Below are 12,312 nucleotides of genomic sequence, written 5' to 3'. Positions count from 1 at the left end.
ACCGTCCAGCGGACGGTTAAAAATGGAGCATTGCCAATGAGCCTTCACTGTATATAATCCCAGTCACTGTATAAAAAGACAGAGCGATCAATATGCTAAAACTGACGCCACGCCAAGCTGAGATCCTGGCCTTTATCAAACGCTGCCTGGATGACAACGGATACCCGCCCACCCGTGCCGAAATTGCACAGGAGCTGGGCTTCAAGTCGCCCAATGCCGCCGAGGAACACCTCAAGGCCCTGGCCCGCAAGGGCGCCATCGAAATGACGCCGGGGGCCTCACGGGGCATACGGATTCCCGGTTTCGAGGCCAGCGCCGACGAGTCCACCCTGCCCATCATCGGTCGAGTGGCGGCTGGCGCTCCCATACTGGCGCAGGAACACGTTGAAGAATCCTGCAACATCAACCCGACCTTCTTCCATCCGCGGGCCGACTACTTATTGCGCGTCCAGGGCATGAGCATGAAGGACGTTGGCATCTTTGATGGCGACCTGCTTGCCGTTCACACGTGCCGCGAGGCCAGAAACGGGCAAATTGTGGTTGCACGTATTGATGACGAAGTAACGGTCAAGCGATTCAAGCGAGAAGGCAGCAAAGTCTGGCTGATCGCCGAAAACCCCGATTTCGCGCCCATTGAGGTCAACCTCAAAGAGCAGGAGCTGGTTATCGAAGGCCTGAGTGTCGGCGTTATTCGCCGTTAATAAGGAGGCGTCATGCAGTTCCCGCACACATCGCTACCCGCACAACTCCCTTTATTCGAGGCATTCATGGCTCAACCCATGCCAGCCACGATCAAGACCGTGCTTGATTCACCCTGGCGCGCAGAACCTGAAGTTTTCAGTGAACTGTCGCTACGCGGCGCTGCCGAGAACTGCTTGAGCCTGCTGGCCCCCATGCTTCGCGAACTCAGCGAGCAACAAGATGAGCGCTGGCTGACACTGATCGCACCACCGGCCAGCCTGACACAAACCTGGCTGCGTGATGCCGGACTGAACCGCGAACGCATCTTGCTGCTCCAACCCAACGGCAACAAGAGCGCCTTGCAATTGACTTGCGAAGCGCTGCGCCTGGGCCGCAGCCACACGGTGGTGAGCTGGATAAACCCACTCAATAGCACGGCTCGCCAACAATTGATCGGCTCAGCGCTGATGGGTCAAGGGCAAAGCCTGAATATTCGATTGGGCTAACCAGACGCGAGCAGCACGGGGCTTCTACAGGACACAGAAGCCAGCCGTTTAGAGGTTCAACCAGAAACACTTAGTGAAGGATGCGCGGTCCTTCATCCTCTTTTTCCAGCTCGCCCTCGGCCAGCCGCCCCGCCATTTGCACACCAACACTCAACATGGCCTTTGCCACTTCAACATGCTGCCCCTGAAGAAAGGCCTTGGCATCTTCGGAGAAGTTCAGCGTCACCAAAGACCCCTCGTCCTCAGCCCGGCGCAACTCGATACGGCCGTCAGGCAATTCGACAATTTCTAGAAAGGACGTTGGCATAAAAGTTGGTTCTCCACGAAAGCGCGGGATTATATCAGTCATCCTTCAGAAATTTGCCACGTTCTATGACGCTTTAATGACGTCCTGATGAATGACCGTACAGTTTCGAACCCGACTTTTAGCACTCATTGAGTCCATCGCGAAAGCGTATGGCCATTTTCTTAAGGTTTTGACGCCATTCTTCCAGGGTGTCGCGACTGAGCGTTTCCGGCCCGTCGCCTTCCACACTGACAACTTCAATCAAGGGTTGAAACACATCGACCTTGATCTTTTTAGGCGCCTGCAACGGTTGATACAGGGCTGCATGCGCTGCCACCAATTGAGCCAGCCAAGTGCCCGGCGATCTTGCCAGCTCAACCATCTCCGCAAGCTCTGGAATAGCTTTAGCGTCCAGCACCTCTTGAGTTAGCAACAACTCCACACGATTGGCATGGGCCTGCGGCAATCGATAGAAACCTGCAATTTCATGACATAAACCGAGCAACGCGCCATACAAGTGAAATACCGCTGATTCGCGCTCTGCCTGCAGCAATGCCTGCGCGTTCATGGCCCCACCTTGCAGTGCTTTGTTCATGGTTTCCAGCGCTAGGCCCGCAAAATAGATTTTCTGATTGGTGCGGGTATAGAGTTCGTGAGCCATAAAGGCACTCCACAGCAAAAGGATGAGGGCAGGCTGAGCAGTCTCCGGGAAATGAGGTGACAGGCGCAAGAGGGTGGCGCTATGAATGCGCCGCGCCAGGCGTCCGACCACGAAGTCGTCGTGAGAACGCATCAGCCACCTTACCTACCGTAGACCTCAACCCCTGAGCCAAAAAAAAACCGCGCGAGGCATGATGCCATCGCGCGGTTTTTCAGTCGTTCAGCAACTGATCACGCGTCTTTTTCTTTGCGCTTGTCTTCAACCTTCCAGCTGGAGCCGTCGTAAAACGCACGCCAGCCTGTCGGCTTGCCGTCCACCTCAGTTTGCACGTACTGCTCTTTGGTTTTACGGCTGTAGCGGATCACAGCAGGTCGACCATCGGGGTCTTTCTTCGGCGCTTCGCACAAGAAGTGATACTTCGGATCGATCTCATCCTTGTGCGGGATGATTTCAATCACCAGCGGCGCACGGGTCTCACGGTTTTTCGGGAACTGGCTGGCTGCCAGGAACAACCCCGAAGCACCATCACGCAGAATGTAGGTGTCGTTGACCTTCTCGCACTTTAGCTCCGGCATTTTCACCGGGTCCATTTTCGGCGGCGCCGCTTCACCGCTTTTCAGCAGCTTGCGGGTGTTTTTGCACTGCGCATTGGTGCAGCCGAAGAACTTGCCGAAACGACCGGTCTTGAGCTGCATCTCGCTGCCACACTTGTCACATTCCAGGCTCGGGCCTTCATAGCCCTTGATGCGGTAGCTGCCCTCTTCGATTTCGTAGCCAGCGCAATCCGGGTTGTTACCACAGATGTGCAGCTTGTGCTTCTCATCCAGCAGGTAAGCATCCATTGCGGTACTGCAAATCGGGCAACGGTGCTTGCCCAGCAAAACACGCGACTCCGACTCGCCCTCATCGTCGGCTGCGATCTCATCGCCAGGGACCAAGTTCACGGTGGCCTTGCAACGCTCTTTCGGCGGCAGGCTATAACCCGAGCAACCGAGGAATACACCGGTCGATGCCGTACGGATCTGCATCGGACGCCCACATTCCTTGCACGGAATGTCGGTCATCACCGGCTGGTTGGCACGCATGCCACTGTCCGGGTCAGCCGCCACCTCAAGTTTCTTCTTGAAGCTGCCGTAGAACTCGTCCAGCACGTTCTTCCAGTCGCGCTCACCCTGAGCCACGTCATCGAGGTTTTCTTCCATGCCGGCGGTGAAGCCGTAGTCCATCAGGTCAGAGAAACTCTCGGACAAACGCTCGGTAACGATATCGCCCATTTTTTCGGAGTAAAAACGGCGATTGTGCAAGGCCACATAGCCGCGATCCTGAATGGTCGAAATGATTGCCGCATAGGTCGATGGACGACCAATGCCACGTTTTTCCATCTCTTTGACCAGGCTGGCTTCGGAGTAGCGGGCCGGGGGCTTGGTGAAATGCTGGGTAGGATCGAGATTGATCAGCTTCAGCACGTCACCCTGAGCCATGTCAGGCAACACATCGTCGTCGCCCGGCTTGGCAATTTGCGGCATGACACGGGTGTAACCGTCAAACTTCAGGATGCGACCTTTGGCACGCAACTCAAAATCACCGGCCGCCACGCTCACGGTAGTAGACAGGTATTTGGCCGGCAGCATCTGGCACGCCACAAACTGGCGCCAGATCAGCTCGTAAAGGCGCTCAGCGTCCCGCTCCATGCCTGACAGCTTGCTCGGGTGCATGTTCACGTCAGAAGGACGAATCGCTTCGTGAGCCTCTTGTGCGCCTTCCTTGCTGCTGTACACGTTAGGGGCTGGCGGCAGATAAGACGCGCCGAACTCACCTTCAATGTAGGTGCGGGCCATTTCAACCGCATCCGCCGACAGGTTGGTGGAGTCGGTACGCATATACGTGATGTAGCCCGCTTCGTACAAGCGCTGGGCCATCATCATGGTTTTCTTCACCCCGAAGCCCAAGCGATTGCTCGCGGCCTGTTGCAGGGTGGAGGTAATGAACGGTGCCGACGGCTTGCTGCTGGTCGGTTTGTCTTCACGCTTGGCGATGGTGTAGCTGGACGCCTTGAGCTTCTCCAGCGCGGCCATGGCCTGGGCTTCGTTCAGCGGTTTGAAGGCCTCGCCTTTTTCGCGGGCCACATCGAAGCGCACTTTTGCGCCTTTGGCCGTGCCAAGGTCCGCATGAACTTCCCAGTATTCTTCAGGGTTGAATGCCCGAATTTCGCGCTCACGCTCGACTACCAGCTTCACGGCCACCGATTGCACACGACCTGCCGACAAGCCACGGGCAATTTTTGCCCACAGCAACGGCGAAACCATATAGCCCACCACGCGATCGAGAAAACGGCGCGCTTGCTGGGCGTTGACACGGTTGATGTCGAGTTCGCCCGGTTTGGAGAACGCTTCCTGAATAGCCTTTTTGGTGATCTCGTTGAACACCACGCGCTTGTAGCGACTGTCATCACCACCGATGGCTTCGCGCAGGTGCCATGCAATGGCCTCCCCCTCGCGATCCAAGTCGGTTGCGAGATAGATGGTGTCAGCATCCTTGGCGAGCCGGCGCAGTTCCTCGATGACCTTTTCCTTTCCGGGAAGGATCTCGTACTTGGCTTTCCAGCCGTGCTCCGGATCGACGCCCATGCGTGAGATCAGCTGCTTTTGAGCTTTCTCTTTCGGCGACAAAGCCGGCGCTTCGCCCGCCGCGGCCTTGCCACGCTTGGCAGCCGGTTCTTTGCTGGCGCTAGCCGAACCGCTGGTGGGCAGGTCTCGGATATGGCCGATACTCGACTTCACCACGTACTCGTTACCCAAGTACTTGTTGATGGTCTTGGCCTTAGCCGGGGATTCCACAATGACCAGCGATTTGCCCATGGATCAGAAAATTCCTGAATTCTAGAAGTGAAAGGCGGTTCGCGCCTGACGCGGCACCGCTATATATAGTGGCAACAAGGTGAGGTCAAGCGCAGGGTGCTGCGCGACGCCCACTTATGGCCGGGGAAAAAGACTGGGTTCGGCCTCAATCAGTGCAAAGCGCGGTACCTGCTCGCCATCCACTTCGACCGTTTCCAAAAACATGCTCAATGGGCGCACCCAAAAACCGAAATCCCCATACAGGGCTTGGTAAAACACCACTTCTTCTTCGGTTTCAGAATGGCGAGCCACATTGAATACCCGATAGTGTGGCCCTTTGTAATGTTGATAGAGGCCAGGTTGTAGCGGCATGTTGCAACACCTTTTTTACGGATAAAAAAATTAAAGCTCATAACGATTAAAAAGTCATAAAAACAAAAACCGGGGCACTTGGCCCCGGCTTCTGTCAACGCAACGCTTAGACGCGTTCGAAAACAGTTGCTATGCCCTGGCCAAGACCAATGCACATGGTGGACAACCCGAAGGTGCCGCCATTTTGTTTCATTACATTGAGCAAGGTGCCGGAGATACGCGCACCTGAGCATCCAAATGGATGACCCAGAGCGATGGCGCCGCCATGCAGGTTAACCTTCTCATTCATCTTGTCGAGCACTTTCAAATCTTTCAGCACTGGCAGAGCCTGTGCAGCGAATGCTTCATTGAGCTCGATGAAGTCAATATCAGCCATGCTCAAGCCCGCGCGCTTCAAGGCTTTTTGCGTCGCTGGAACCGGACCATAACCCATAATTGCCGGATCAACACCTGCAACGGCCATCGAACGAATCACCGCCAGCGGCTCCAGACCAAGGTCTTTTGCACGCTGAGCCGACATCACGATCATGCACGAAGCACCATCGGTGATTTGCGACGAAGTACCGGCGGTAACAGTGCCGCCCTTAGGGTTGAACGCAGGTTTCAACGCCGCCAGGCTTTCCATGGTTGTTTCCGGACGAATGGTCTCATCGTAGTCGAAGGTTTTCAGGAAGCCATTTTCGTCATATCCCTGCATCGGGATGATTTCGTCTTTGAACTTGCCTTCAATCGTCGCCTTGTGGGCCAACTGGTGCGAACGAACGCCGAAAGCATCCTGTTGTTCGCGAGTGATACCGTGCATCTTGCCCAGCATTTCAGCGGTCAGGCCCATCATGCCCGACGCCTTTGCCGCATACAGCGACATATGCGGGTTGGGATCGACACCATGCATCATGCTCACGTGACCCATGTGCTCGACGCCGCCCACCACAAATACGTCACCGTTACCGGTCATGATGGCTTGCGCAGCGGTGTGCAAAGCGCTCATGGATGAACCGCACAGGCGGCTCACGGTCTGGGCAGCCGAGGTGTGCGGGATCTGGGTCATCAACGACGCCATGCGCGCAATGTTCCAGCCTTGCTCCAGGGTCTGGTTAACACAGCCCCAAATCACATCTTCTACTTCGTTCGGGTCAACCTTGCTGTTGCGCTCCAGCACTTTGCTGATCAGGTGCGCAGACATGTCTTCAGCACGGGTGTTGCGGTGCATGCCACCCTTGGAGCGGCCCATCGGGGTGCGACCGAAGTCTACAATCACCACGTCTCTAGGATTCAAGCTCATAATTTCACTCTCACTCTAATGGGGCGCTTAACCGAAGAAGCTCTGGCCGTTTTTGGCCATTTCACGCAGCTTCGCAGTCGGGTGGTACAGCGCGCCCAGTTCAGCGTACTGATCAGCCAGGGCTACGAACTCTGCAACACCGACCGAGTCGATGTAACGCAGGGCGCCGCCACGGAATGGAGGGAAACCGATACCGTACACCAGGCCCATGTCGGCCTCGGCTGCGGTTTCAACGATGCCGTCTTCCAGGCAACGCACGGTTTCAAGGCACAGCGGGATCATCATCCAGTTGATGATGTCTTCGTCGGTGACATCGCGCTGTTCATAAACGATCGGCTTGAGCACCTCAAGCACACTTGAGTCCACGATTTTCTTCTGCTTGCCGCGCTTGTCAGCCTCGTAAGCGTAGAAACCCTTACCGTTTTTCTGACCCAGACGCTTGGCTTCGTACAGCGCATCAATCGCTGAACGACGGTCGTCTTTCATACGGTCCGGAAAACCTTCCGCCATCACGTCGCGACCATGGTGGCCAGTGTCGATGCCGACCACGTCCATCAGGTACGCCGGGCCCATTGGCCAGCCGAATTTTTCCATGACCTTGTCGATGCGCACGAAGTCGACGCCAGCGCTGACCAGCTTGGCGAAGCCGCCGAAGTATGGGAACAGCACACGGTTGACCAAAAAGCCCGGGCAGTCGTTAACGACGATCGGGTTTTTACCCATTTTCTTGGCGTAGGCAACCGTAGTGGCTACGGCCAGATCGCTGGATTTCTCGCCACGAATCACTTCAACCAACGGCATCATGTGCACCGGGTTAAAGAAGTGCATGCCGACGAAGTTTTCCGGACGCTTGAGGGCTTTTGCCAACAGGCTGATGGAAATGGTCGAGGTGTTCGACGCCAGAATGGCATCTTCCTTGACGTGATCTTCAACTTCAGCCAGCACCGCTTGTTTGACCTTCGGGTTTTCAACGACTGCTTCAACCACCAGGTCCACGTGACCGAAATCACCGTAGGACAGAGTAGGACGAATGCCATTGAGCACTTCAGCCATTTTGGCTGGCGTCATACGGCCTTTATCAACGCGGCCCACCAGCAACTTGGCGGCTTCCGCCAACCCTTGCTCGATGCCGTGCTCGTTGATGTCCTTCATCAGGATCGGCGTGCCCTTGGAGGCCGACTGATAGGCAATACCGCCGCCCATGATGCCTGCGCCCAGAACGGCAGCCTGCTTCACGTCTTTGGCGATCTTGTCGTGGATCTTGGCTTTTTTCTTCAGCTCCTGATCGTTCAGGAACAACCCGATCAGGCATTGCGATGCTGAGGTTTTAGCCAGTTTTGCAAAACCTGCCGCTTCAACTTCCAGCGCTTTATCGCGACCGAAGTTCGCAGCCTTCTGGATAGTTTTAATCGCTTCAACCGGTGCCGGGTAGTTTGGACCGGCCTGACCGGCCACGAAACCTTTAGCGGTTTCGAATGCCATCATTTGCTCGATGGCGTTCAGCTTGAGCTTCTCAAGTTTTGGCTGACGCTTGGCCTTGTAGTCCAGCTCGCCGCTAATGGCACGCTTGATCAGGTCCAATGCTGCGGCGCCCAGCTTGTCGGCTGTCACTACAGCGTCAACGGCACCGACTTTCAAGGCATCTTCAGCACGGTTTTCTTTGCCGGACGCGATCCACTCAACAGCGTTGTCCACACCAATCAGGCGCGGCAAGCGAACAGTGCCGCCGAAGCCCGGGTAGATGCCGAGTTTGACTTCCGGCAGACCGATTTTTGCGCTGTCGGCCATCACACGGAAATCCGCCGCCAGGCACATTTCCAGACCACCGCCCAGTGCAATACCGTTGATGGCTGCTACGGTTGGAACATTGAGGTCTTCGAAGTCACTGAAGATCTTGTTGGCTTCGAGGTTGCCAGCAATCAGCTCGGCATCCGGCAACTTGAAGTTTTCGACGAATTCGGTGATGTCCGCGCCGACGATAAAGACGTCTTTGCCACTGGAAACAATAACGCCCTTGACCGAAGCATCTGCCTTGATCGCATCGACTGCCTGACGCAATTCGTTCAGGGTTAGACGGTTGAACTTGTTGACGGACTCACCCTTGAGGTCGAACTTCAGTTCGACGATGCCACTTTCAAGAGCCGTAACCGTGATGGCTTTACCTTCGTAAATCATCAACTGATCTCCAGGATATGGAAGCTGAACAGTACACGTCGGACGCTAGCGTCTGGCTGGCAATGACGACACCGTCAATGCTAACGCCAATCCACCAGGCACACCCGCCAACGCGATATTCGGGGTTATGCGAATGCTGCCTGTGTGGCAAACACTCGATTCATACGCCCGTTTGATTTGGGTGTCGACACCTTCACGGAAAAGCGTGCGCTTGTCAATTGTCCGAAACAACGATGACAAAACGACCTGTCAGTCAGTTCCTGGTCGCCTGCGAATGGCAGGCGCTGCTGTCAAGCACGCAGGCTCGGGGCAGTTGCCGCCTGCTCAGGCAAGGGCTTTAAGCGTTTCGTCGATCGCCACCAACACCTGCGATTCGCCCTTCTCGCCCCAATACAGCGCAATCATTTGCTTGCCTGCTTCAACCTTGTAAACGTTCGCTGGCAACTTGCGAAACTGCGCCAGCAAGCGCTCGTCTGTACAGACTTCACGCCATTGATTGACCCAGATTCCCGGCGCAGATTGCCAATAGCACCACACATCAGGGTCACTGCCGCGCCGCGGACGATGAAACTGCGCGCACGAGCCGGGCGGCTCGGGCTCCAGCCAATGCGGCCATTGCTGAGGCGTCAATTGCATGGCCAACCCCATACGACGCGCCTCCATACGCAGCGCCATACGCCCGCTTTGGCGACGCGAAGGACGCAGCCAGGCAAGCGGACTCAAAATCAGCGCCAGGATTGACACCACTATCCATACCGTCATATGTGTACTCTCACTGCCTTCAAATTAATGCATTGACCCTGACTTGAACCAAGGCTGTGCAAAAGGGCCATACTCATCGCCAATTACTGTTTACAGGAGCGCCTCACATGTCCACACCCAAACCCTACACGCACATTTTGGTTGCCGTAGACCTGACTGAAGAGTGCGACCCGGTGATTTACCGTGCCAGCGCCAGCGCTGAAGCCAACGGCGCGAAGCTGTCCCTGATCCACATCGTCGAACCCATGGCCATGGCCTTTGGGGGCGACGTGCCCATGGACCTGTCGCAGTTGCAGCAGCAACAGTTTGATCAGGCCAAAGAACGCCTCGATCGGCTGATCGATATCTATCCGCAACTCACAAAAGACAACTGCAAGCTGGCGTACGGCCAACCCCGCCAAGAAATCCATGGTTTCGCCAAAGATCATGGCTGCGACCTGATCGTGGTCGGCAGCCACGGCCGCCACGGCCTGGCGCTGCTGCTCGGCTCCACCGCCAATGACGTGCTGCATGGCGCGCCGTGCGACGTATTGGCTGTCAGCCTCAAAAAAACCGATTGAGCACCACCCTCCACAGCAAAAAAGCCCGACCTTTTGATTAAAAAGGCCGGGCTTTTTCAGTTCAGCGACTGCTCAATCAGGCATCCAGCTCAGCCCAACGTTCAACCAGTTGCTCGAGTTCAGCTTGCAACGTTTCGAGCTTGGCAATCACTTCAGCCGTTTGTGCAGCAGGACGCTGATAGAAGCCTGCGTCAGCCATTTCAGCTTCCACGGCAGCAATCGCCTGCTCTTTGGCATCGATCTCGCCAGGGAGCGCTTCCAGTTCGCGCTGCAGCTTGTAGCTCAGCTTCTTTTTCGCCGGAGCAGGGGCCTGAGCAGCCTGAGCTGGCGCTGCGGCGGCCGTGACAACGGCAGAGTTCAGGTCAGCCTTGCCGGATTTGCTTTCAGTCACACCAAGCAAGCGCGGCGAGCCGCCTTGACGCAGCCAGTCCTGATAACCGCCCACGTATTCACGCACCTTGCCTTCGCCTTCAAAGACCAGCGTGCTGGTAACCACGTTGTCGAGGAATGCCCGGTCGTGACTGACCATCAATACCGTGCCCTTGAAGGTCAGCAACACCTCTTCCAGCAGCTCGAGGGTTTCGACGTCGAGGTCGTTGGTCGGCTCATCGAGCACCAGCAGATTGGCAGGCTTGCTGAACAACTTGGCCAGCAGCAAGCGCGCACGCTCGCCGCCTGACAGCGCCTTGACCGGCGTGCGGGCACGCTGCGGGCTGAACAGGAAATCACCCAGGTAGCTCAGGACGTGGCGGCTTTGACCATCGATATCGATAAAGTCGCGACCTTCGGCCACGTTATCGATCACGGTTTTTTCCAGGTCCAACTGGTGACGCAACTGGTCGAAGTACGCCACGTCGATGCGCGTCCCCTCTTCCACCTTGCCGTTGGTAGGCTGCAAGCCGCCCAGCATCAACTTGAGCAGTGTCGTTTTGCCCGTACCGTTGGCGCCCAGCAGACCGATGCGGTCGCCGCGTTGCAACACCATGGAGAAGTCCTTGATCAGGAACGGACCTTCCGGGTGCGCGAAACTGACGTTTTCCAGCACCATCACTTGCTTGCCGGACTTGTCGGCGGTGTCCAGCTGGATGTTGGCCTTACCGGTGCGCTCACGGCGCTCGCTGCGTTCAACACGCAGGGCCTTGAGGGCACGTACACGGCCTTCGTTACGGGTGCGACGCGCCTTGATGCCCTGACGAATCCACACTTCTTCCTGGGCCAGGCGCTTGTCGAACAGCGCGTTTGCGGTTTCTTCCGCCGCCAGGGAGGCTTCCTTGTGGACCAGGAAGCTCGCGTAGTCGCCGTTCCAGTCAATCAGACCGCCACGGTCCAGTTCCAGAATCCGGGTGGCCAGATTTTGCAGGAAGGAACGGTCGTGGGTAATAAACAGCACAGCGCCCTGAAAGTCCTTGAGGGCTTCTTCCAGCCAGGCAATGGCGCCGATATCCAGGTGGTTGGTCGGTTCGTCGAGCAGCAGCAGGTCCGGTTCGGACACCAGTGCTTGCGCCAGCAGAACGCGACGACGCCAGCCGCCGGATAATTCGGCCAGGGTTTTGTCCGCCGGCAATTGCAGGCGGCTCAGGGTGCTGTCGACCAATTGCTGCAAGCGCCAGCCATCACGGGCTTCAAGGTCTTGCTGGACGTGCATCAGCTTGTCCAGGTCGGCATCGGTGACGATGTTCTGGCTGAGGTGATGGTACTGAGCCAGCAGCTCGCCCACACCGTCGAGGCCCTCGGCCACAACATCGAACACGGTCCGTCCGTCGGCAACCGGCAACTCTTGCGGCAATTCGCCAATCTTGAGGCCGGGTGCGCGCCAGACAGAGCCGTCGTCAGGCTTTTGATCACCTTTTACCAGCTTCATCATGCTGGACTTGCCGGTGCCGTTGCGGCCGATGATGCACACCCGCTCTCCACGGGCGATCTGCCAGGACACCTTGTCCAACAACGGCGTAGAGCCGAAAGCAAGGGACACATCGCTGAATTTGAGCAGGGTCATGAGCTTCTCCAAAAACTGGGCGCGCATTCTACCTGATTTGCGCCCTCAGGCGGCCGGCTATTTATTGCTGCCCCTGCTCGCAGCTCCATTTAGTCGCAAGTTTCACCGCTGGGCCTGCAAGGCGTTCACGCGCTGCTGGCAAAAGGCTAAGCTACGACTCAATCAGTGCCGGGCCCGCCCTGCACACGCCGCGT

Annotated in this window: 11 protein-coding genes; 3 read left to right on the top strand and 8 right to left on the bottom strand. The window is 56.7% G+C overall.

The window, feature by feature from the left end; all coding sequences use genetic code 11:
- Positions 1-92 precede the first annotated feature (92 nt).
- Entirely contained in the window at positions 93-701 is a 609-nt protein-coding gene (lexA, locus tag HBN61_RS15965) for a transcriptional repressor LexA (RefSeq protein WP_047274037.1), read from the top strand.
- A 12-nt stretch (positions 702-713) separates the two neighbouring features.
- A complete protein-coding gene (sulA, locus tag HBN61_RS15960) occupies positions 714-1,187 on the top strand; it encodes an SOS-induced cell division inhibitor SulA (RefSeq protein ID WP_094994771.1) in 474 nt (157 codons plus the stop codon).
- 70 nt (positions 1,188-1,257) lie between these two features.
- Here the strand turns inward: sulA and HBN61_RS15955 are convergent, their stop codons facing one another.
- The 7 genes from HBN61_RS15955 to HBN61_RS15925 all read right to left on the bottom strand — a co-directional run bounded on the left by HBN61_RS15955 (position 1,258) and on the right by HBN61_RS15925 (position 9,562).
- Positions 1,258-1,494 (bottom strand): hypothetical protein, encoded by a 237-nt coding sequence (locus tag HBN61_RS15955; RefSeq protein WP_047275661.1) that lies wholly within the window; start codon positions 1,492-1,494, stop codon positions 1,258-1,260.
- Between the two features lie 118 nt (positions 1,495-1,612).
- The gene (locus HBN61_RS15950; RefSeq protein ID WP_170047174.1) at positions 1,613-2,134 is read right to left on the bottom strand and encodes a DUF6586 family protein; all 522 of its coding nucleotides are present in this window, start codon (positions 2,132-2,134) and stop codon (positions 1,613-1,615) included.
- Positions 2,135-2,364: 230 nt separating this feature from the next.
- Positions 2,365-4,992, bottom strand: coding sequence for a type I DNA topoisomerase (topA, locus tag HBN61_RS15945; RefSeq protein ID WP_094994772.1), 2,628 nt, complete (start codon positions 4,990-4,992; stop codon positions 2,365-2,367).
- Positions 4,993-5,106: 114 nt separating this feature from the next.
- Positions 5,107-5,343, bottom strand: a complete 237-nt coding sequence (locus tag HBN61_RS15940; protein WP_094994773.1) for a DUF1653 domain-containing protein — start codon at positions 5,341-5,343, stop codon at positions 5,107-5,109.
- 106 nt (positions 5,344-5,449) lie between these two features.
- Positions 5,450-6,625: an acetyl-CoA C-acyltransferase FadA gene (gene fadA, locus HBN61_RS15935; protein ID WP_047274026.1), complete on the bottom strand. Its 1,176-nt coding sequence runs from the start codon at positions 6,623-6,625 to the stop codon at positions 5,450-5,452.
- A 27-nt stretch (positions 6,626-6,652) separates the two neighbouring features.
- The gene (fadB, locus tag HBN61_RS15930; protein WP_094994774.1) at positions 6,653-8,800 is read right to left on the bottom strand and encodes a fatty acid oxidation complex subunit alpha FadB; all 2,148 of its coding nucleotides are present in this window, start codon (positions 8,798-8,800) and stop codon (positions 6,653-6,655) included.
- A gap of 324 nt (positions 8,801-9,124) precedes the next feature.
- Entirely contained in the window at positions 9,125-9,562 is a 438-nt protein-coding gene (locus tag HBN61_RS15925) for a hypothetical protein (protein WP_094994775.1), read from the bottom strand.
- A 107-nt stretch (positions 9,563-9,669) separates the two neighbouring features.
- Here HBN61_RS15925 and HBN61_RS15920 point away from each other — a divergent pair, with 107 nt between their 5' ends.
- The gene (locus tag HBN61_RS15920; RefSeq protein ID WP_094994776.1) at positions 9,670-10,122 is read left to right on the top strand and encodes a universal stress protein; all 453 of its coding nucleotides are present in this window, start codon (positions 9,670-9,672) and stop codon (positions 10,120-10,122) included.
- Between the two features lie 76 nt (positions 10,123-10,198).
- Here the strand turns inward: HBN61_RS15920 and HBN61_RS15915 are convergent, their stop codons facing one another.
- Positions 10,199-12,118: an ATP-binding cassette domain-containing protein gene (locus tag HBN61_RS15915; protein ID WP_170047147.1), complete on the bottom strand. Its 1,920-nt coding sequence runs from the start codon at positions 12,116-12,118 to the stop codon at positions 10,199-10,201.
- Positions 12,119-12,312: the final 194 nt, after the last annotated feature.

The sequence above is a fragment of the Pseudomonas sp. WS 5071 genome, from assembly GCF_012985765.1.
In the GTDB taxonomy this organism is placed as follows: domain Bacteria; phylum Pseudomonadota; class Gammaproteobacteria; order Pseudomonadales; family Pseudomonadaceae; genus Aquipseudomonas; species Aquipseudomonas lundensis_A.
The sequence above is the reverse complement of the archived record's forward strand: the minus strand, read 5'-3'. Positions and strand labels throughout refer to the sequence as shown.